Genomic DNA, 18,690 nt, shown 5'->3' with positions numbered 1-18,690 from the left:
GATGACGGTTGAGCGAGGCGCTGTTGAACTGCGTGAGCACATAGACCTGACGCACGCCGGAGTTGATGCAGTTGCTGATCGGAATATCCACGAGGCGATATTTGCCTGCGAGCGGCACGGCGGGCTTGGCGCGATCCTTGGTCAACGGGAACAGCCGCGTACCCGCGCCACCGCCCATGACAATTGCCAGGGTGCTGCGGCGGAGAAGTGCGTCGGCCTCGAACTGGGAGGAAGTGGTGTTGCTCATGGTCTGGTGTTGGTTGAACGCTATTTCTCTGCAACAAGGCGGGCAGGCAAGCGTTATCCCTGCCCCAAATTTGCCGAGCCGACGCGCCTCACATTTTTCAGTTCTATCACCCCACCTCCTCCCATGTCCAATTCCGTATTCCTTCACCCCGCACTTTTTTTCGGCAGCCTTTGCCTCGTCACATCTGCCACGCAGGCGGCGGTGAACTTTGAAAAAGACCTCCTCCCCGTCATCACCAAGAAGTGCCTCGAATGCCACAAGGTTCCCGTCGTGGAGAACGGCAAAAAGAAGGAACCCAAGGCCGGACTCCGCCTCGATGCCTCCTGGGCCATCCTCAAGGGCAGTGAAAACGGCCCTGTACTCACCCCCGGCGCTCCCGACAAAAGCAGCATCTATGAGTCCGTCACGCTGCCGAAGGACGACGACGGTCACATGCCCTCGAAGGGCGAGGATCTCACCGCCGACGAAATCAAGCTGCTCAAAGCGTGGATCACCGAAGGCGCGGACTTCGGCGGCTGGGTCGGCAACACCGAGGGCATGCCGCTTGGTGCGCAGACGTCAACCACGAAGGCCTTCAAGCCCCGCCCGCACGATTTATTCTACACTGCCCTCGAAAAAGAGGTGAAGCCGCTGTCCGATGACGTGCTCGCGAAAGCCAAAGCCGCTGGAGCACAGGTTGCCGCGGTGAAGGTCGAAAGCCCATTGGTGCGCGTCGATTTCCTCACTGGCGTGTCGAAGTGCGATGATGCAAAAGTCGCCGCCATTCTGCCGCTCAAGGAAAACATCGTGCAGCTTGAGCTTGGCCGCACGGTCATCACCGACGCCGCCTTGAAGACCATCGCTCAGCTTCCGCGCCTCGTGTCGCTCGATCTGCGTCAGACCAAAATCACCGATGCCGGCCTCGAATCACTCATTGGTCTGAAAAAACTGCAAACGCTCAACCTTTACGGCACCGAGATCACCGATGCCGGCTTGAAGCACCTCGCCAAACTCAAAAGCCTCAAGAATGTTTATCTCTGGCAGTCCAAGGCCACTGAGGCAGGCGTAAAACAGCTCAACGCCGCCATCCCCGGCCTCAAAGCCAGCGTCAAATAATCCAACCTGTTCGTATCCCCATGAAAACGCGCCTCCTCATGCTCACCGCCATCATCAACGCCCTGTTCGGCACTGCCATCGCCGGCGAAGGCGAAAAAGTCAGCTACGACGCCCCCGCCGTCTCTGGCATCAATCAAGACGGTGTCACGGTGAACTTTGCCGACGTGTACAAGAAAGGCCCCACCGTGGTCTTCTTTTATCCGAAGGCTGACACTCCCGGCTGCACGAAGCAGGCCTGCTCCCTGCGCGACGCCTTCGCTGATCTCAGCAAAGACGGCGTTCAGGTGATTGGTGTCTCCTTCGATAAGCCCGACGCGCAGAAGGCTTTCAAAGACAAGTTCACCCTGCCCTACGACCTTATCGCCGACCCTGAGGGCAAGATCGTTGCCGCCTTCAAGGTGGAGAAAATGCTCAAAGGCGTGCTCTCACTCGCCAAGCGCAGTTGTTTCCTCATCAAAGGCGGCAAAGTCGTCTGGCAGGACTACGCAGCCGCCACTGACAAGCAGGCCGAGGACATCAAGCGCGTGCTCGGTGAGGTGAAGTAAGTCACGACCCTCGTCATCGTTTTCTCAAACAACACAGCCGGGGGTCGGAAACGACTCCCGGCTTGTTTTTGGGCATGGCTTGAGAACGATGATCATGTTTTGACGGTTGCAGTGCCCATCAGCTCCCATTCTCCCACGCCCTTCAATTGCAGCACGCGTTCATGGAACCGCCGGAGTGTCTCGCGGTGGCCGACGCTGATGAAGCCGATGCCAGACTCGCGAATCAGCTCGTAGAGGCGGTTTTGATTGTCTTCATCAAGAGCGCTCGTGGCTTCATCCAGAAAGACAAACCTGGGATTGCGCAAAAACAGGCGGGCGAAGGCCACGCGCTGCTGTTCGCCAAGAGACAGGACGTTCGTCCAGTCGATGACGCGATCTAGGTTGCCGTCCACACGAGCGAGCACGTCGGCGAGGTTCACCTTCTCCACCACCTGGCGGATTGCTTCGTCATCGGTGCCATGTTCATGGTCGGGGTAGCGCAGTTGATCGCGCAGGCTGCCAGGCACCATGTAAGGACGCTGCGGGAGGAACATGAGATGATTCAAAGCCGGACGTTCAAGCGAACCCGGTCCTCCAGGCCACAAGCCGGCGATGGTGCGCAGGATGGAGCTTTTGCCGGTGCCGCTGGCACCCATGATCATCAGGCTTTGATGCGGATGCAGTTCGAAGGACAAGTCTTTTGCGAGCAGCTTTGAGCCATCTGGCGTGTGAACAGTGAGCAGGTCGAGTTTCACCTGCGTGCTGGTTGCATCGAGCTGCTGATGGTTCTCGCGGGCGATGCGTTCCTCATCCGCATCGAAGTCATCGAGATCATCCCAAAGAATACCGAGACGCTGCACTCCGGCCAGATAGGCGCTGAGGCCCTCGAAGTTGTCCGCGATGAGCGACACGGCACCGAGCACCTGCGCAAAGGCACCGAGAGTCTGCGTCACCACCCCGAACTGCAGCTCCCCTCTCATGAACATGGGGGCGACGATCAGGATCGGCACCACGAGCGCGATGGAATTGTAACTGTTGCGGAAGAAGCCGAGGTTGCGGTTCCACCTGATGATGGTGCGCATGTTGGCGACCACGGCGGCAAGACGATTGACGAGGTCGAGATGCTCGCGCTTTTCACCGCGATAGAAGGTGATGGACTCCGCATTGTCACGCACACGCACTAGGCCGTAGCGGAAATCGGCCTCCTTTTGATACTTGTCGTAGTGCAGGCCAACGAGCCTGCGCCCGATGACGAAGCACATGAACGTGCCGCCTGCCGCATACACCAGCGCCACGCCCACGAGTGTGCCGGAGATGCTCCACAGCACGCCGAGGAAGCCGATCAAGGTCATCACCGAATTCACCACCAGCAGTGCGTAGCTGAGCGAATCGATGGTGAAGTTGCGCACGTCTTCACTGATGCGCTGATCCGGGTTGTCGATGCTTTCGGAGCCGCGCAGCCGGTAGTAAGCGCGGTTGTTGAAGTAGCGCTTGATCAGATGCTGCGACATCCACTCCCGCCACAGCAACGCCAGCGACTGCTCGGCCCAGCGGTAGCAGACATCGATCAAGACCGCGACGACGAACGTGGCGAGATACCGGCCCATCGCGCTCCAGTAGGCATGGGCATTCTTGTTCTCGATGGCCGTGATCAAGTCACGGCCCGCATAGCTGGTGAGCACGATGACCCCGACGGAGGCGACCGAAAGCGTGAGCAGCAGCGTCAGCAGGCCACGTGCCTTGACTCGCCGTTCCGATTTGAAGAAGGCCCGGGTGATCTGCCAGAGCTGACGTGCCGTCTTGCTCAGTTTCTCTTTGGCGATGAGGCTGAGAGGTGTGCGGGGTGTTTTGCTCATAAAAAATGCTCTCGCTCACCAAGCGCAGCCGCTTCCTCATCAAAGACGGCAAGGTCGTCTGGCACGACATAGGCACGGGCAATGCGTGGGTGCCATGGGGTGTGTACCCCAAGTGCCTGTCACCACGGCATCAGCCGACCATGAGCACACTAGGTGAAAATCAGGGCGGCAGGAGATGGGACACAGATTTTCAGTGGTCCTCTGGTTCCGGCACCAGCTTCAATGCCAGCTTCCTGAAGTCACGCACGCGATGGAAGGTGGTGTAGTCGGCAGCGTGCTGGTTCGGTGCGTTGACGCTGGAGCGGCAGAGGATCGCCAGATCGTCGCCATCAATCACCGGGCGGCCATACATGTAGGACTGCGAGAGCTTCGCCGCCTGCGCGATGCCGCCGGCCTGGAACCAGTTCAGGCCAAAATGTGAGGTCATGGATGCGTGGGCTAAGCAACGTGGCAAAAGCATGTGTCCATCCTCAATGAGGTGCTGCACCGATTTTTTGATCGCCTTTGGAATCCGGTTGGCTCAGCATGACAACCCTTTCATGAGCCAATCCATTCATCCCATCGTCGTACTGTCCATTCTCGGCATCGTGGCATCGTTGATCCTCCTGGTCACCGTGTTTCGTGTGCGCCGTGTCGGTTTGAAGGTGCTACTGGTGCTCATCGCCGTCGTGACACTGGCACCTGCAGCGCTGGTGGTGCTGACGATGTATCCTGAGTGGGTGGATGCGCGGTTTCGCAGCTACAAAGCCTTCTATGCGGGCATCCAGCTCGGTATGACACGCGAGGACGTGATGGCGGTGCAGGCGCAGCATTATCCCGAGGGCGGTCCGCGCCAGCGGCCACTCATCATGGTCGATGAAGCCGAGAGCCTGACGTTTTTCATGCATGCCGAGGTTCCCGACAGTTGGATCAACTGCGAGGGCATCCTGCTCGGCTTCAAGGACGGCAAAGTAGCATCCAAAACCTATTCGCCTGATTGATCATGCCGCTCTGCAAACGTTTGCTGCGCCTCGTTGCGATTGCCATCCTCACGCCCGTGATCTTCCTGCTCGGCTGCCAGTCCAAACTCATCTACTACCCGAATCCATACCGGGCGGAGCATGAAACGATGCTGCGTGATGCCAAGGGGGCGCGTGTTCGCTTCACCACCTCGCAGGGAGCGCAGACGGCGTTCTACATTCCACCGCGTGTGACCACGCCGGGTCTGCCGCAGACGATCTGGCTGTGTTTCTGCGGGAATGGCTCCCTGGCGCTCGACTGGCTGCATTTCACGGATGATTGGGACGATCATTTCGCGTATCTGCTCGTCGATTACCCGAGCTATGGCGACTGCGCGGGCAAACCGACGCCGGGGCGGATTCGTGAGAGCGGCAAGGCGGCATTCGCAGCGCTGGCACAGCATCTGGGCTCCACTCAGCAAGAGTTGCAGCCGCGCACCGCCGTGCTGGGCCATTCACTCGGCTGTGCGGCGGCCTTGATGGCGGCGGATGACCTCAACCTGCGGCGCGGCGTGCTGGTTTCGCCCTTCACCTCGATGACGGACATGGGACGCATCGTGCTTGGCTGGCCGCTGTGTTATTTGAACCTGCACCGCTTCGACAACCGCCAAACGCTGCGCCATGTCACTTCACGCCCAAGTGCGCGCTTCGTGATATTCCATGGCGCGGAGGACGAAGTGATTCCGGTGCGCATGGGTCGTGAGCTGGCGGCGGTGCAGCCGCGGGTGGTGACCTTTCATGAGGTTCCGGGCGCGCATCACAATGACATCCTGAGCCTGATGATGGATCGAATCGGCAGGGCCATGAGAGAGGTCGTGGCGCAGGTGGAGCCGTGAGGCACACGGCGGTTGCTTTCGGGCGTCGCTGTGCTCTGATGCGCGCTCAAACTCCCTCCCCAAGCCCATGTCTGCGCACACCACTTCCTCGGAAAAATCCTCCATCTGGTCCATTCTCAACGTCATCATTGGCTCCGTTATTGGCGGCGTCGTGCTGCTGTGGGTGACCGCGTTTGTCTGGGATGGTCTGAGTTCCCTGCGGCCGAAGCCCAAAGCAGACAAGCCTGCTGCCGTGGTCGCCGCAGCTCCTACGGCTGCTGCTCCTGCCGCCAATCTCCCGGTGCTCGAAGTCACCCTCAAGCCTGACGCCGCGAATCCGCTGGCCTACGACACGAAGTCGATCAGCGCCAAAGTCGGCCAGAAGGTGAAAGTGACCTTCAACAACACGCACCCCACCCTGCCGCAGCCGCACAACTTCGTGCTCGGCAAGCTCGGCACCAAGGACAAGATGATGACCATCGCCATGAGCGCGATCACGCTGGTGGACAAAGGCTACATCCCCGACTCGCCCGACATCCTTGCCCACACCAAGCTCATCAACCCCGGCCAGAGCGAGTCGATCGAGTTCACGCTCCCTGCCGCCGGTGAATACCCTTATTTCTGCACCTTCCCCGGCCATGTCGCGATCATGAACGGTGTCATCATCGTCCAGTAAGCCTCAGCCTTCACCGATCATGGCCGTCTCCATCAGCGTCGATTACGAAGGCGGCCTGCGCTGCCGGGCCACGCATGGCCCGTCGCAAAACCAGTTCATCACCGACGCGCCGGTCGATAACCACGGCAAAGGCGAGTCCTTCAGCCCCACCGATCTCGTCGCCACTGCTCTCGCGACCTGCATGGCGACCGTGATCGGCATCAAGGCGCAGCAGAAGGGCTACGACCTCGCCGGCATGAAAGTCAGCGTGGAGAAGCACATGAGCGCGGACAGCCCGCGCCGCATCGTACGCCTGCCCATCACCATCGACATCCCGCTGCCCGCCAACCATCCTGATCGTCCCGTGCTTGAAGCCACCGCCCTCGGCTGCCCCGTGCATCACAGCGTCCATGCAGACATCGACAAGCCGGTGACGTTTGTTTGGAGCGGGAAGTGAAACGTGTTGGCATGAAGCCAATCGTCTCGTCCCACCAAGTTTACCGCTACTTCCGTTTCCCGAACTTCATGCGGTCATAGACTTCGGCGAGCGGGAGCTTGAGGCCGAGACTTTTGATGGGCAGTTCTTGATCGAGACCTTTGGCCTCGGTGAGAAACCAGAAGCCGTCGCCGTGACGTTCGTAGAGTTCGATGTGCGGGCTGGTCTGTGAGACGAGGACGTAGGCTTTGAGGGATTCGAGCTGGCGGTAGTTTTCGGCCTTCTTGCCGCGGTCGTAGCTTTCGGTGGATTTGGAGAGCACTTCAAACACGATGGTGGGATTGATGGCGGTCTGCTGGCGCTTGTCCTTGGGGTCGAACTCCAGTTTTTTGCAGAAGACCGAAGCGTCCGGGTAGGTGACGAGACCGGTGGCGGGGATTTTCACCCTGAGATTGCTGTCGTAGGGCGTGCAGGTTTTGCCTTTGAGCCTGTTGCCGAGTTCACCGATGAGATTGGCAGCAATGAGGCAGTGATCGGGAGAAGCACTCTCCAAGTGACGAATCTCTCTATCATCGAACTCGCTCTTGGAGACGGCTTGTTCTTCAAGAGCGTAATATTCTTCGACGGAGTGCTGGCGGCTGACTTTGGAAATGACCATGACGGCGGAAGCTAAATGCACGGCATGATGGAGCCAGTCAAAACTTTGTCGGAGATGTTCGCTCCAATTGATAGAGGTAGGAACGGCACAACTCAATGTGCCGTTCCTACCTCTATCTTGAGCTTTACCGCTTCACCCACCGCGCCCCACTCGACAATCCCACATGCCAGTCACGCAGGTGCATGTCCGAGTAGTCCGTCTTGCCTTGCGCACCGACCATGAAGGTGCCGGTGGCACGTTTCCATGCCTTGCTAAAGCTCTCCGCCGTGTGGCAGCCCCAGCTCTGGCAGTAGGCTTTGCTGGTGAAGGCCCAGCGGCTGAGCTTGCCCAGGTCATGCTCATGCAGCCACACCGTGGAGGTGGCGTACACGTCCGAGCTGTAGTCAAACATGAAGCTGTACTTGTTCGAGTGGCCAAAAAACTCGAAGCCGGAGATTTTCAAACCACTGCGGCCTGAAGCCCCGTGATTGATGTAGCGGATGAGTTCATCCGTACTGCGGAACCAGACGAGGTTGATGAACGGATATGCCTTGGGCACCGACTCGACGTTCTGTGTCAGCGGTTGATGCTCGGCGGCGGCGCGGCGCACATAGGCGTCGCGATACACCAGCCAAGTGATCCGCGTGCCAGCCGGTGCCGTGGCGTGAATCTCCTGCATGCGCACGCGTGCGGTGCGGACGAAATTGCCCCACCAGCGGTCATGCTGCTCGCCAGGGCGGCGCAGATCCTCAAACTGCCGCACCGCCGGCCCGCCGCTGACGACGAGGTATTCGGTGTCAGCGGCTGCTGTGGCAGCAAAGCCGCAGGTGAGGAGAAAAATTGCGGAGAAGAGCAGTCGGGTCATGACGGCGGCAACAAAGCACGGCTACTTCGATTCGACGAGCTTGAAGTTCTTGAACTGCACCACCATCACCGGGCCCGCGTGGATTTGCAGGGCCAGCAGGCCTTCCTTCGGCGCATTGGCGGCATCTTCATCGGTCACATCGACGGTCTGCTGGCCGTTGATGAAATGCTGCACATGATTGCCCTTGGCGACGATGCGGTACTCGTTCCAGTCTTCTTTCTTGATCGAGGCCTGAATCGCGGCGCTCTCTCCAACGGTGCCAGTGACTTCGACGACGGCTTTCTTGCCGTCAGCACCAGCCTTGATCACGGTCTTCTCGCCTCGCTTGGCCAGGATGCCACGACCGCGTTCTTCATACAAAATGCCGCTGTAGGTGTCGCCCGCTTCGAAATCGGCCTGATAGCCGCTGATGATCGGCCCGAACTCGCCCGGGGTCAGTTCCTTGCTGCGATACTGCACGCCGGAATTGCCCTTTTCGATGCGGTATTGGAACGTCAGTTCGAAATCGCTCACCGTGCCGCCCTTCCACACGAGGAAGGTGTTGTGCTTGAGGATGCCTTTGGCCGGATTCGCCGGATCAGGTGGTGTGATGCCGGTGATGGTGCCGTCCTTCACGCTCCACAGGTCTTTGTTGCCCTCCCAGCCGGTGAGGTCTTTGCCATTGAAGATTTCTTTTTCTTCTGCGCTGACAAAGGAGAGCGCGGTGAACAAAGCGGCGAGCGTGAGGTGCAGTTTCATGGTTGGATGTGGTTGGGACGGGCGAGGTGTAACGCGCAGGCCCGCGCTTGTCTATCGCTTTGCTGGTGCCGTGCGTCGCACTTGCTGTTTTGCCTGCCAATGATACAGGGCGCGTGATGCAACTGCCGCGTTTCCTCTCCTCGCCCCTGCTGTGGCGCATGTTCGTCCTGCTATGGGCCGGAATTCTCTACTGGCTTTCAGAGCAGAGCAAGCTGCCGTCTCCCGCGAAGTTTGAAGGCATCGACAAGCTCGAACACGTCGTCTATTTCGCCGCCGGCGGCATGTGCTTCCTGCTCAGCCTGCGTCTCGTCGGATTCGCTCGCAAGACGACCATCGCCATCGTTTTGACCGTTCTGTTCTGCTCTCTCGTCGGCGCGCTCGACGAATGGCATCAAACCTTCACCCCCGGCCGCAGCGGTGGTGATGTGCTGGACTGGACCGCCGACACGATCGGCGGTTTTATCGGGGCCTTGCTGGCCATGGGATTGCAGAAGTGGCTGGCGAGAGATCAACTTGAGGCGTGACAGTGCGGCCTGACCATTGGTAAAAGAGCGGATGCGCATCCTCACCGCTTTCTTCGTCTTGCAGATTGTGGCACCCGTCCTTTCGCAGGGTGCTGAGGTCAAAGCCGCTTCGGACTGGAAACAAGATCTCGCCAAGGCCGGTTTTTCCGCCGCAGAAATCAAACGACTCGCCAAAGACAAGCTGCTCGTCAGCACGCAGGAGATAAAGCAGAGCTTCAGCGCCTACCTCGGCCATGGCCCTCCCAATTTCATCACCTCTGACGCGATTCTGAACGCCTACCATGTGCTGTTTGAGGAAACACTGCGGCGGCAGGAAGAACTCAATGCAGCCGGTCTGCGTCGTTTCTGCACGGAAGACTGGGCGTTGCTTGCCACGATTGACCGGATGTACGCAGGAGACACGGACGCAATCAAAGCGGCCCAGCAGCGTGTACGTTTCGTTTTGGGTGTGGCGGTGAAACTGCTGGGCGGGGACATTCAGAAAGCTCCCGAACCACTGCGCAAGGCCATCGAAACAGAAGCCGCGTTGATCGAAAAAGCCGAAGGGCGGCACAAACCGGCCTTGTTGGGTCCGCCTGAGCCGGACTTCATCGCCCTCGATTACACACTCTTTAGACCCGTCGGCTTTTATGCCAACGCACCGCGGCTGCAACGCTATTTTCGTGCGCTGCGCTGGTTGCAACTTGTTCCCTTTCGTCTGGAACGACGTGAGGAACTTCTCGCCTTCCATATGCTGGAACAGAGCATTGGTTCACCCAGGGTTTGGAAAGAGGATGCCTCGGGCAATTCACAACTTGAATTGATCGACAAAGATCTTCTGCCCGAAGGCGCTGGACTCCAGACATACTTACGCCTGTCGCAGTTTCCACTGGATCGAGATCGTTTCTTGCATCGCTTGGGAGTGAATCTGGCTCATGCTGAAATTCGTGATGTCAGGCTGGCTGATGAAACTGAGTATCCGGTGAAAATTGATGAAGCGTTCTTTCGCAAACATGCGGAAGCAATGCGTGAACGATCTTCGCCAGAGGCATCTAAACCAGTCGTTGTGAATGACCGTATCCGCGAAGCATCACCGACGTCCGAAAGCCCTGACGTGCGCGTTCTCAGTGCCATCTGCCTGCCCGAAGATGCAGCGCTCGCTGCTGTCGCCAGACTTGAAGATGCGGAACCGTCGGCAAAACGTTCTCCCGGCCTAGAGTTCGCCTCCTGGCTGGCAATGCCAGCAGCCAAGTCACGACTGCGTGAGCAAGCAGGCAATGCCCAGATCGCTGCCTTGGCAAAGTTTCCGCCCGAACGCTACCCTTACGCCGAAGAAAAAGATGCAGCGAAGTCGTGGTGGAGCGTATTGCCGGAAAACTGGGGCGGCAGTCTTATTCAGTATCGTGCCGCCTTGAGCTGTCTGGCAGAGAACGATCCACGCGCACCAGCCTTCATGCAGGGCAAGACTTGGGAGCTGAAGACCCTTCAAACCGTGGCAGCAAGCTGGGCGCAGGAACGGCATGCCTGGTCTCTGCAGGTCATGCCGGAAACCCATTTCCTCAAAGCTCCCAGCATGCCGCAAGGCTTCATCGAGCCTGCACCGGCGTTTTTCATGCGCATGAGTCATCTGGCAAATCACCTGGGCGGGCTGGCGGCTGAAACGGAATCCATGCTCGATCCTGTCGAGCCTTTCATCGAGGAAGCTGCAGATCATGTGCAATGGCTTCGTGAGGCGGCGGACAGTAAAGCATCCAAGCAGGATCTTTTCGGAGCGGTTTGGGTCGCCGCGCACTTTCTTGGCGAATTTGATGAACCCTTTGATAGCATCGACCCTGAAAAGGCCACCGCAGCGGATGCGCTCGGCCTCATCGAGAAGATGAACAGTTGTGCCAGACGACTGCTGGCTGAGGCCCGGTCAGGGACGGTTCTCTGGGGTAAAGTGCAGTCCAAACGGTTGTGGACCGACCGGCTCTGGCACCAACTGGAAATCCTCTGTGTGCGCCTCTCCATGCTCGCGGACAAACAGCTCAACAACTTCCCCTTCAGCGAGAACGAGGCGCGGTTCATCGAATACATCGGCATGGAGCTTTCAGAGATCATGCTCTATCGCGGCCAGGCATGGACGCACCCGAACGATGATGCCCCAAGGATCGCACGCCTTTTCTCAGACCCGCGCTCAGGCGGTGTCATGCATGTCGGAATCGGCAGGCCACGACTGATGTATGTGCTCTATCCCTGGCAAGGGAAGGAGATTCTGTGCCGTGGCGTCGTGATGCCGTATCACGAAACTGAAGCCGCCAAGACACTCACGGATGTCGAGTGGCACCAGCAATTCGAGGCCGACACACGTCCTCCTGTTCCAGCATGGCTGAAGGACTTGGTGCCGACTCAAAAGGTGTCATTGCAGGAGCCGTAAGCAGCACCGGCTCACTTCAGCGGGAACCACCACATCAGCAACGCGGTGAGGAAGACGTTCGCGAGGGCGAGTTCGAAGAACACTTTCCAGCCGAGCGCCATGAGCTGATCGAAGCGGAACCGCGGCAGGGTCCAGCGGATGACGATGAAGAAGACGATGAACAGGAACACCTTCGCGAAGAACGTCGCGATGTGCAGCAGGCCGGTGTAGAGCGGGGTGTCGCCGGGGCTGAAGTGGAGCTGCAGCGGGATGATTTTTTCCAGCAGCGGCCAGCAGGGAATGCTCCAGCCGCCGAGGAACAGCGTCACCGCCATGCCTGAGCCGATGATCATGGCAGCGTATTCACCCATGAAGAACAGCGCGAACTTCATCGAGCTGTATTCGGTGTGATAACCGGCCACCAGTTCCGTTTCGCACTCGGCGAGGTCGAAGGGCAGGCGATTCGTCTCCGCAAACATCGAGACGGTGAAGATCACGAACGAGATCGTGATGGGGATCAGCAGCACCCAGCGGGCGACGCTCAGGCCTTCGCCCCAGAGCGGTAGCAGCAGCCAGCCGTTGGCATCTTGAAACGCGGACATCTTGGTCAGGTTCAACTCTCCGAAAATCATCAGCACCGGAATGACCGACAGGCCCAGCGAGATTTCATAGGAGATCATCTGCGCGCTCGCACGCACACCGCCGAGGAAGGGATATTTGGAATTGGAGGCCCAACCGGCGAGGACGATGCCATAGACGCCGAGGGAGGCGATGGCGAAGGTGAAGAGCGGCCCGACGCTCAGATCAGCGATCACCATTTTGATCGGCTCGGCGAGTCCGAAAAAGGACAGGTTCAATTCACTGCCAAAGGGCAGCACCACGCAGGTGAGCAAGGCGGGCACCACCGTCATGCATGGCGCGAGCCAGTAATAGAAGGTGCGTACATGCTTTGGCACGAAATCTTCCTTCAGAATAAACTTCAAGCCGTCCGCCGCCGCCTGTGCCAGACCACCGATGCCAAAGGGCTGCCAGTCTTTCTTGAAACCCAGCAGCGTCAGCGGCACACCCACGCGGTTTGGCCCCACGCGGTCCTGGATCACCGCCGAGATGCGTCGCTCAAAATAAACGGCGATCGAAACCAGCGGGAGGATGACCAAGAAGGTCAGAAATACGATCTTCCCCACCGAGGTGGCGAGGGCAATGAGATCGAAATTGGCGAGCAAGGGCGTGAACATCTGCGCGCCGATTATCAGGACGCAGCGAGGAGCGGCAACCCGATTTTGTGAAAAGTTTCACAAAGTCCAACACCGCAGGTCACGGTGCTTGATTCGATGACGGATTCCGCACCGACTTCGCCGCCGGTTCTTCCGACATCGGCGCAAGGTGGTCGGCGATGCGGAAGATCGCGAGAATGAGTTCCACCGTCACACGGGCGACAATCAAAAAGAGCAGGAAGACCAGTGGTGCGGTGATGAAGCCCCACAGTCCATCCCACATCCACTTCCAAGCAAAATACACCGCCGCCAGCAGGCTCAGCACATACAGCATGCGTACCAGACGCGGGGTGACGAAACGCTTGAAGGAGAGATCCAGCACCAGGTCGAGCACGGCACGAATTTGCTGCCACAGGCTGGAAAGCACGGAACCAGGGGATTGTTCGGCATTCATGGCGACCAGAGTAGGCCAGTAGAAAGATGCCGCAACCCGCCAAATGATTCAGCCGCGAACGTTTTGCGACGGCCCGGAATAGTGGTTGCACGCTCTGACAACCACAGCCAGAATCCGCGCCTCTTTTTCGGCACCCGTGGCCTGGTGCGATTATTCGAGAAGCTCATCGATAAAACCAACACCGCCAACGTCATGCCTGCGAAACCCAAGAAGCCCGCAGCTAAAAAGCCTGCCGCCAAACCCGCGAAGAAAGCTCCTGCCAAAAAGGCGGCGGCAAAACCGGCGGTGAAGTCGAATAGCAAACCTGTTCTGAAAAAAGCGGCTCCCCCAACGCCCGCACCGAAGAAACCCTCCCCAAAACCTGTGAAGAAAACCGCCCCGAAAAAAGCCCCAGCTACGAAGCCTGCCGCCAAGAAATCTGCTCCTGCCACCAAGCCCGCCCCTGCGAAGAAAGCCGCCGCTCCGGTCACAGCCACCAAGCCTGCCGCCAAACCGGCCCCGGCTCCCGTGGTAGCGAAGGCTGTGACGAAACCCGCCGCTCCTGCCAAAGGCTCCAAGCATGCTCCGGCACCGCTGGTCACCAAGGGCCGTGTCTCGATTTCGACCGGCGGCACCCCGCGCAAAGGCAACAATCGCGATGAAGAAGGTGTCACCATCGAGATCGCCAAAGGGCCGGTGAAGATGACTCCTTTCCTCAAGAAGCAGAAGCAGCGCCTCGTCGAACTGCGTGACGCTTACTTGAACTCCATCGAAGGCGTTGCCAGCGAGACCATTCGCAATGAAGGCGGCGACTCTTCCGCCTTCGGTATGCATCAGGCCGATGCCGGCAGCGACGCCTATGACCGCGACTTCGCCCTCAGCCTCCTCGGCAAGGAACAGGACGCGCTTTATGAAATCAACGAAGCCCTGAAACGCATCGAAACCGGCACCTACGGTCTCTGCGAAGGCACCGGAGCCAAAATCCCCGAGGAGCGCCTTGAGGCCATGCCCTTCGCCCGTTATTCCGTCACCTATCAGGAAAAACTCGAGCGCAGCCAGATGAGCGGCCGCTGGAGCCGCCCGGTTCACTCCCTCTTCGGCCTCGACAACGCCGACGACGCCGCCGACGACGACAAGGACGAGGATGACGCCACTCCCGCCGCCTCCAGCAACAACTCCGGCGAATCTCTTGACTTCTCCAAAGAGTAACCTAGCCTCCGCGCCCCAAATTTATGCCGCGAGAAATCATCACACTTGAATGCACCGAAGCGAAGGCCGCAGGTATGCCGCCCTCCCGTTACGTGACCACACGTAACAAAAAAAGCGTCCGCACCCCCGGCCGTCTGGAGAAGGTGAAGTTCAACCACTTCATGAAAAAGCGCACCCTTCACCGCGAAACCCGTTAATCTTTACCCACGACCGCCATGCAACCGAAGACCAAAGAACGCATGTCCAACTTCCGTCGCGCGAATCGCAAGATGCCGCGTCGCCGTGTGGACATCCCGGTGGAAAAAATCTCCTACACCAACCCTGAGCTGCTCGCCCGCTTCACCACCGAATCCGGCAAGCTCATCCCCCGCCGCATCACCGGTCTGCCAGCCTGGCTTCATCGCAAGGTCGTCCGCGAAGTGAAGCGTTCCCGGGCGGTGAACCTCATGGCCTGATCGCAGGTCCGCCCGTGACGGGTTTTTGAATTCGCTTCCCACTGTTGCAATGCGCGGCAGTGGGAAGTTTCATTTTCGCCCCTGACCATGCCCGCCCTCTCCGACACGCAAAACGAACGCGACGACCGCCGCCTGCCCATCGACCGCGTCGGCGTGCGCAGCCTGCGCTTCCCCATGCGCATTCGTGACCGCGATGCCGCCGTGCAGCACACCGTCGCCACGGTCTCGCTCGCCGTTGACTTGCCGCACCAGTTCAAAGGCACGCACATGAGCCGCTTCGTCGAGATCCTGCACGCCCACGGCACAGAACTCACTGTCTCGAACATCGTCGCCATGCCGCGCGAGCTGATGAAAAAGCTCCACGCCGACAAAGCGCACGTCGAAATGCGCTTCCCCTACTTCCGTTCCAAAAAAGCACCTGTTTCAGGTGCTGAAGGCCTTCTCGACTACGGCGTCGTCTTTGAAGTGAACGCCGAAGCCAAGAAGACCGACTTCGTCCTCACCGTCGAAGTGCCCGTCACCACGCTCTGCCCTTGCTCCAAGGCCATCAGCGCCCGCGGTGCCCACAATCAGCGCGGCACCGTCACGCTTTCCATCCGCTTCTCCGAACCCGTCTGGATCGAAGATCTCCTCGAACTCGTCGAATCCAGCGCCAGCAGCGAGCTGTACAGCATTTTGAAGCGTCCCGACGAAAAACACGTCACCGAAGCCGCCTACGACAACCCCGTCTTCGTCGAAGACCTCGTGCGCAACGTCGCCGTCAAAGCCAAAGCGCATCCGCGCATCACCTGGTTTCGCGTCGAAGCCGAAAACTACGAATCCATCCACAATCACAACGCCTGGGCGGTGATTGAGAGCCACACAGAAATGACGAATGCGTAAATCCGAATGACGAATGAAGCCCTAATACCCAATGTCGAAATCAGCGGCCGTCATTCGTGCTTCGTCATTCATTCGTCATTCACAAATTCGTCATTCGTCATTCGCTCCTGCCCTTTTCTCCTTTCATGACCGTTCCCTCCTTCGTCACCGCCGTTCTGCCCACCGACCAGCCACCGCTCATGCATCAGGCGGTCGAGGAGGCCGTCCGGCTGCTCCGTGAAGGTGAAGTCGTCGCCCTGCCGACCGAAACCGTCTATGGCCTTGCCGCCAACGCGCTCGATGCCGCCGCCGTCGCGAAAATCTTTGAAGCCAAAGAGCGCCCGACCTTTGATCCGCTCATCGTTCATCTGCCGCACAAAGATCAGCTCGATCTCGTCGCTGAGGTGCCCGCAGAAATTGCCCTGACCTTGAAAAAAATGACCGAGCGCTTCTGGCCCGGCCCACTCACGATCCTGCTGCCGAAAAAAGCCATCGTGCCCGACATCGTCACCGCCGGATTGCCCACCGTGGCCGTTCGCGTCAGCTCCAATCCCATTTTCCGCCGCGTCATCAGCGCGCTCGACAAACCGCTCGCTGCTCCCAGCGCGAACCGTTTCGGCTCCATCAGCCCGACCTCCGCCAGCGCCGTACTCACCGAACTCGATGGCCGCATCCATCTCATCGTCGATGCCGGCGCCTGCATGTTCGGTCTGGAGTCCACCATCATCAAAATCGAGCCCGGCAGCCCGAAGATGTTCATCACCATCGTGCGCCCTGGCCCCATCACCGCAGAAGATTTGAAGGCCTACGGCAAAGTGCGCTACGCCATGCGCACCGTCGTCGATGAAGCCACCGAGGCACCCGGCCAGCTCGCATCGCATTACGCGCCGAAAACACCGCTGCGCCTGCTTGAACGTCCGTCCGACTTCATCCCCGAAGAAGGCAAACGCTACGCCCTCATGAGCTACCGTGGGGAAGAGAAGGACGGCTACCTCAATCTCACCGACTGGGAAGAAGTCATGATGCTCAGCCCCGGCAACGGCAAGCTTCCCGAGGCCGCCGTGCGCTTCTTTTACGTCCTGCGTCGTCTCGATGAACTCGGCGTCGATGAAATCATTGCGGAACCGTTGCATGAACACGGCATGGGCATCGCCATGATGGACAAACTGCGGCGTGCCTCTGCCCGCAAAGCGTCATGAGCGAAGAAAAGAAAGAGAACTCCTCCCAAGCACGGTCCACCGGGATCGTCTCCATTGCCATCCTCTGCAGCCGCGTCCTCGGACTCGTGCGCGACCAGATGCTGAACGGCTTTTTCGGTTCCGCCTTCACTGGCATCTTCACCGCCGCCTTCCGCACGCCCAACATGCTGCGCGATCTCTTTGCCGAAGGCGCGCTCTCCACCGCTTTCGTCACCACGTTCTCGAAAAAGATGAAGACCGAGGGCGATGAAGCCGCCTGGGTGCTCGGCCGCAAGATGATCTCGCTCTCGATGTGGTTCATGACCATCGTCGCCCTCGCCGGCGTGGCGCTGGCGCCGATCCTGTTCCGCATTCTCACGCCCGGCCTCAGTGAGGAGGCCAAAGTTCTCGGCACCTGGCTCGCACAGATCATGTATCCTTTCATCGCGCTCGTGTCCGTCACCGCGCTGGTGATGGGCATGCTGAACTCGAAGAAGGTCTTTTTCATCCCCGCCGTCGCCTCCGCCTTCTTCAATCTCGGCTGCATCGTCGGTGGCGTCATCCTTGCCTGGATCATCGATCCAGGCTTCCGTCACGGCAACGTCAGCGAGAAAGGCCTCACCGGTTTCGCTATCGGCACCTTGATCGGCGGCGTGTTGCAACTCGCCGTGCAGCTTCCATCGCTGCGTCGCGTCGGTTTCCGCTTCCGCTTCGACTTCGGCTGCAAAGACCCCGCCGTGAAGGAAGTGCTGCATCTCATGTGGCCCTCCATGCTCGCCGCCAGCGGCACGCAGGTCGCCGTGCTGCTCAATTCCATCTTCGCCTCCTACACTGCCGGCAAAGAATCGTCCCTGGCCTGGCTGGCGAACGCGCAGCGCCTTCAGCAGCTCCCGCTCGGCCTGTTCGGCGTCGCAGTCGCCACCGTCACGCTGCCGATGCTTTCCCGCCTCGCCACGGAAGGCATGACACCCGCCTTTCGTGCGGCTCTGGCCAAAGGCTTGCGCCTGGTGCTCTTCCTCACGCTGCCTTGCGCCGTCGGCTTGTCGCTGCTCTCGCATGAAATCATCTCCGTCATCTTCGAGCACGGCAAATTCACCGCGCACGATGTCGCCAACACCGCCGCACCGCTGCAGGCCTATGCTTTTGGCCTGATCTTCTACGCCGCCATCAAAGTGCTCCAGCCCGCGTTTTACACCATCGACCGCCGCTTCATCCCGATGATGGTCAGCCTGGGCATCATCGCGTTCACCGCGACCGTAAACTCCATCACCGTCTTCGTCCTGGAATGGGACCACACCGCGCTCGCCTGGGCCACGGCAGTCGGCCTCGCGCTCAATTTCCTCACGCTCTACCTCTGCATGCGCAAGTTCGCCTCCGGCCTTGAAACACGCTCGCTCATGCAGGCGCTGATCAAACTCATCATCGGCATCGCCGCGATGTCCGCCGTCTGTCTGGCGGCGAAATTCACCATCATGGCTGACTGGACACATCTAAACTTCCTTCTTCGTTGCGCTGCGCTAGGTGTGAGCATCGCCATTGCCGCCATCGCTTACTTCGCCGTCACGAAGAAGCTCAA

22 protein-coding genes are annotated in these 18,690 nt (G+C 59.3%); 14 read left to right on the top strand and 8 right to left on the bottom strand.

The window, feature by feature from the left end:
* The coding region (locus tag ACKVY0_RS14245) for a sugar phosphate nucleotidyltransferase (RefSeq protein ID WP_409215497.1) at positions 1–247 on the bottom strand (247 nt) is incomplete at its 3' end.
* Positions 248–370: 123 nt separating this feature from the next.
* Between ACKVY0_RS14245 and ACKVY0_RS14240 the strand changes: the two genes are divergently transcribed.
* Both ACKVY0_RS14240 and ACKVY0_RS14235 read left to right on the top strand, forming a co-directional pair.
* Positions 371–1,342 (top strand): c-type cytochrome domain-containing protein, encoded by a 972-nt coding sequence (locus ACKVY0_RS14240; protein WP_409215496.1) that lies wholly within the window; start codon positions 371–373, stop codon positions 1,340–1,342.
* A 20-nt stretch (positions 1,343–1,362) separates the two neighbouring features.
* A complete protein-coding gene (locus ACKVY0_RS14235) occupies positions 1,363–1,887 on the top strand; it encodes a peroxiredoxin (RefSeq protein WP_409215495.1) in 525 nt (174 codons plus the stop codon).
* A 92-nt stretch (positions 1,888–1,979) separates the two neighbouring features.
* Here ACKVY0_RS14235 and ACKVY0_RS14230 read toward each other — a convergent pair whose 3' ends face one another.
* Both ACKVY0_RS14230 and ACKVY0_RS14225 read right to left on the bottom strand, forming a co-directional pair.
* The gene (locus ACKVY0_RS14230; protein WP_409215494.1) at positions 1,980–3,722 is read right to left on the bottom strand and encodes an ABC transporter ATP-binding protein/permease; all 1,743 of its coding nucleotides are present in this window, start codon (positions 3,720–3,722) and stop codon (positions 1,980–1,982) included.
* A 190-nt stretch (positions 3,723–3,912) separates the two neighbouring features.
* Positions 3,913–4,149: a hypothetical protein gene (locus ACKVY0_RS14225; protein ID WP_409215493.1), complete on the bottom strand. Its 237-nt coding sequence runs from the start codon at positions 4,147–4,149 to the stop codon at positions 3,913–3,915.
* 112 nt (positions 4,150–4,261) lie between these two features.
* On the opposite strand from ACKVY0_RS14225, the gene ACKVY0_RS14220 reads away from it, so the two are divergent.
* From ACKVY0_RS14220 to ACKVY0_RS14205, 4 genes are all read left to right on the top strand, one after another.
* Positions 4,262–4,702 (top strand): hypothetical protein, encoded by a 441-nt coding sequence (locus ACKVY0_RS14220; protein ID WP_409215492.1) that lies wholly within the window; start codon positions 4,262–4,264, stop codon positions 4,700–4,702.
* 2 nt (positions 4,703–4,704) lie between these two features.
* Complete coding sequence (locus ACKVY0_RS14215; RefSeq protein WP_409215491.1) at positions 4,705–5,556, top strand: alpha/beta fold hydrolase; 852 nt, start codon at positions 4,705–4,707, stop codon at positions 5,554–5,556.
* 67 nt (positions 5,557–5,623) lie between these two features.
* Positions 5,624–6,211 carry a plastocyanin/azurin family copper-binding protein gene (locus ACKVY0_RS14210; protein ID WP_409215490.1) on the top strand — a complete coding sequence of 196 codons (588 nt, stop codon included), beginning with the start codon at positions 5,624–5,626 and terminating at the stop codon, positions 6,209–6,211.
* Between the two features lie 19 nt (positions 6,212–6,230).
* Positions 6,231–6,647: an OsmC family protein gene (locus ACKVY0_RS14205; RefSeq protein ID WP_409215489.1), complete on the top strand. Its 417-nt coding sequence runs from the start codon at positions 6,231–6,233 to the stop codon at positions 6,645–6,647.
* 46 nt (positions 6,648–6,693) lie between these two features.
* Here the strand turns inward: ACKVY0_RS14205 and ACKVY0_RS14200 are convergent, their stop codons facing one another.
* The 3 genes from ACKVY0_RS14200 to ACKVY0_RS14190 form a co-directional block, all read right to left on the bottom strand.
* Positions 6,694–7,284 carry a Uma2 family endonuclease gene (locus tag ACKVY0_RS14200; RefSeq protein ID WP_409215488.1) on the bottom strand — a complete coding sequence of 197 codons (591 nt, stop codon included), beginning with the start codon at positions 7,282–7,284 and terminating at the stop codon, positions 6,694–6,696.
* Between the two features lie 124 nt (positions 7,285–7,408).
* Positions 7,409–8,128 carry a hypothetical protein gene (locus ACKVY0_RS14195; RefSeq protein WP_409215487.1) on the bottom strand — a complete coding sequence of 240 codons (720 nt, stop codon included), beginning with the start codon at positions 8,126–8,128 and terminating at the stop codon, positions 7,409–7,411.
* A 21-nt stretch (positions 8,129–8,149) separates the two neighbouring features.
* Complete coding sequence (locus ACKVY0_RS14190) at positions 8,150–8,866, bottom strand: DUF1080 domain-containing protein (RefSeq protein WP_409215486.1); 717 nt, start codon at positions 8,864–8,866, stop codon at positions 8,150–8,152.
* A 116-nt stretch (positions 8,867–8,982) separates the two neighbouring features.
* Here ACKVY0_RS14190 and ACKVY0_RS14185 point away from each other — a divergent pair, with 116 nt between their 5' ends.
* Together ACKVY0_RS14185 and ACKVY0_RS14180 are read left to right on the top strand one after the other, a co-directional pair.
* Positions 8,983–9,390 carry a VanZ family protein gene (locus ACKVY0_RS14185; RefSeq protein ID WP_409215485.1) on the top strand — a complete coding sequence of 136 codons (408 nt, stop codon included), beginning with the start codon at positions 8,983–8,985 and terminating at the stop codon, positions 9,388–9,390.
* A 31-nt stretch (positions 9,391–9,421) separates the two neighbouring features.
* Complete coding sequence (locus tag ACKVY0_RS14180; protein ID WP_409215484.1) at positions 9,422–11,785, top strand: DUF3160 domain-containing protein; 2,364 nt, start codon at positions 9,422–9,424, stop codon at positions 11,783–11,785.
* An 11-nt stretch (positions 11,786–11,796) separates the two neighbouring features.
* Here the strand turns inward: ACKVY0_RS14180 and ACKVY0_RS14175 are convergent, their stop codons facing one another.
* Both ACKVY0_RS14175 and ACKVY0_RS14170 read right to left on the bottom strand, forming a co-directional pair.
* On the bottom strand, positions 11,797–12,999 hold the full coding sequence (locus ACKVY0_RS14175) for a complex I subunit 1/NuoH family protein (RefSeq protein ID WP_409215483.1): 1,203 nt from the start codon (positions 12,997–12,999) through the stop codon (positions 11,797–11,799).
* Positions 13,000–13,078: 79 nt separating this feature from the next.
* Positions 13,079–13,432 (bottom strand): DUF4282 domain-containing protein, encoded by a 354-nt coding sequence (locus ACKVY0_RS14170; RefSeq protein ID WP_409215482.1) that lies wholly within the window; start codon positions 13,430–13,432, stop codon positions 13,079–13,081.
* Positions 13,433–13,624: 192 nt separating this feature from the next.
* On the opposite strand from ACKVY0_RS14170, the gene ACKVY0_RS14165 reads away from it, so the two are divergent.
* The 6 genes from ACKVY0_RS14165 to murJ all read left to right on the top strand — a co-directional run.
* Positions 13,625–14,620, top strand: coding sequence for a TraR/DksA family transcriptional regulator (locus ACKVY0_RS14165; RefSeq protein ID WP_409215481.1), 996 nt, complete (start codon positions 13,625–13,627; stop codon positions 14,618–14,620).
* A gap of 23 nt (positions 14,621–14,643) precedes the next feature.
* Positions 14,644–14,817: a 50S ribosomal protein L33 gene (gene rpmG, locus ACKVY0_RS14160; RefSeq protein WP_294397372.1), complete on the top strand. Its 174-nt coding sequence runs from the start codon at positions 14,644–14,646 to the stop codon at positions 14,815–14,817.
* 18 nt (positions 14,818–14,835) lie between these two features.
* The gene (gene rpsR, locus ACKVY0_RS14155; protein WP_409215480.1) at positions 14,836–15,075 is read left to right on the top strand and encodes a 30S ribosomal protein S18; all 240 of its coding nucleotides are present in this window, start codon (positions 14,836–14,838) and stop codon (positions 15,073–15,075) included.
* A gap of 87 nt (positions 15,076–15,162) precedes the next feature.
* Positions 15,163–15,957, top strand: coding sequence for a GTP cyclohydrolase FolE2 (gene folE2, locus ACKVY0_RS14150; protein WP_409215479.1), 795 nt, complete (start codon positions 15,163–15,165; stop codon positions 15,955–15,957).
* Between the two features lie 125 nt (positions 15,958–16,082).
* Positions 16,083–17,135, top strand: a complete 1,053-nt coding sequence (locus ACKVY0_RS14145) for an L-threonylcarbamoyladenylate synthase (protein WP_409215478.1) — start codon at positions 16,083–16,085, stop codon at positions 17,133–17,135.
* Positions 17,132–18,690 (top strand): murein biosynthesis integral membrane protein MurJ (gene murJ / locus ACKVY0_RS14140; protein ID WP_409215477.1); only part of this gene is annotated, 1,559 nt, incomplete at its 3' end. The genes ACKVY0_RS14145 and murJ, both read left to right, overlap by 4 nt.

It is taken from the genome of Prosthecobacter sp. (assembly GCF_046154365.1).
Taxonomy (GTDB): Bacteria; Verrucomicrobiota; Verrucomicrobiia; order Verrucomicrobiales; family Verrucomicrobiaceae; genus Prosthecobacter.
Note: the sequence above shows the minus strand (reverse complement) of the source record. Positions and strands in the feature narration are given on the sequence as shown.

Excerpts from the sequence above, each read along its gene's own strand:
- ACKVY0_RS14240 (WP_409215496.1), top strand. The coding sequence starts at position 371 with ATGTCCAATTCCGTATTCCTTCACCCCGCACTTTTTTTCGGCAGCCTT.
- ACKVY0_RS14235 (WP_409215495.1), top strand. The coding sequence starts at position 1,363 with ATGAAAACGCGCCTCCTCATGCTCACCGCCATCATCAACGCCCTGTTC.
- ACKVY0_RS14230 (WP_409215494.1), bottom strand. The coding sequence starts at position 3,722 with ATGAGCAAAACACCCCGCACACCTCTCAGCCTCATCGCCAAAGAGAAA.
- ACKVY0_RS14225 (WP_409215493.1), bottom strand. The coding sequence starts at position 4,149 with ATGACCTCACATTTTGGCCTGAACTGGTTCCAGGCCGGCGGCATCGCG.
- ACKVY0_RS14220 (WP_409215492.1), top strand. The coding sequence starts at position 4,262 with ATGAGCCAATCCATTCATCCCATCGTCGTACTGTCCATTCTCGGCATC.
- ACKVY0_RS14215 (WP_409215491.1), top strand. The coding sequence starts at position 4,705 with ATGCCGCTCTGCAAACGTTTGCTGCGCCTCGTTGCGATTGCCATCCTC.
- ACKVY0_RS14210 (WP_409215490.1), top strand. The coding sequence starts at position 5,624 with ATGTCTGCGCACACCACTTCCTCGGAAAAATCCTCCATCTGGTCCATT.
- ACKVY0_RS14205 (WP_409215489.1), top strand. The coding sequence starts at position 6,231 with ATGGCCGTCTCCATCAGCGTCGATTACGAAGGCGGCCTGCGCTGCCGG.
- ACKVY0_RS14200 (WP_409215488.1), bottom strand. The coding sequence starts at position 7,284 with ATGGTCATTTCCAAAGTCAGCCGCCAGCACTCCGTCGAAGAATATTAC.
- ACKVY0_RS14195 (WP_409215487.1), bottom strand. The coding sequence starts at position 8,128 with ATGACCCGACTGCTCTTCTCCGCAATTTTTCTCCTCACCTGCGGCTTT.
- ACKVY0_RS14190 (WP_409215486.1), bottom strand. The coding sequence starts at position 8,866 with ATGAAACTGCACCTCACGCTCGCCGCTTTGTTCACCGCGCTCTCCTTT.
- ACKVY0_RS14185 (WP_409215485.1), top strand. The coding sequence starts at position 8,983 with ATGCAACTGCCGCGTTTCCTCTCCTCGCCCCTGCTGTGGCGCATGTTC.
- ACKVY0_RS14180 (WP_409215484.1), top strand. The coding sequence starts at position 9,422 with ATGCGCATCCTCACCGCTTTCTTCGTCTTGCAGATTGTGGCACCCGTC.
- ACKVY0_RS14175 (WP_409215483.1), bottom strand. The coding sequence starts at position 12,999 with ATGTTCACGCCCTTGCTCGCCAATTTCGATCTCATTGCCCTCGCCACC.
- ACKVY0_RS14170 (WP_409215482.1), bottom strand. The coding sequence starts at position 13,432 with ATGAATGCCGAACAATCCCCTGGTTCCGTGCTTTCCAGCCTGTGGCAG.
- ACKVY0_RS14165 (WP_409215481.1), top strand. The coding sequence starts at position 13,625 with ATGCCTGCGAAACCCAAGAAGCCCGCAGCTAAAAAGCCTGCCGCCAAA.
- rpmG (WP_294397372.1), top strand. The coding sequence starts at position 14,644 with ATGCCGCGAGAAATCATCACACTTGAATGCACCGAAGCGAAGGCCGCA.
- rpsR (WP_409215480.1), top strand. The coding sequence starts at position 14,836 with ATGCAACCGAAGACCAAAGAACGCATGTCCAACTTCCGTCGCGCGAAT.
- folE2 (WP_409215479.1), top strand. The coding sequence starts at position 15,163 with ATGCCCGCCCTCTCCGACACGCAAAACGAACGCGACGACCGCCGCCTG.
- ACKVY0_RS14145 (WP_409215478.1), top strand. The coding sequence starts at position 16,083 with ATGACCGTTCCCTCCTTCGTCACCGCCGTTCTGCCCACCGACCAGCCA.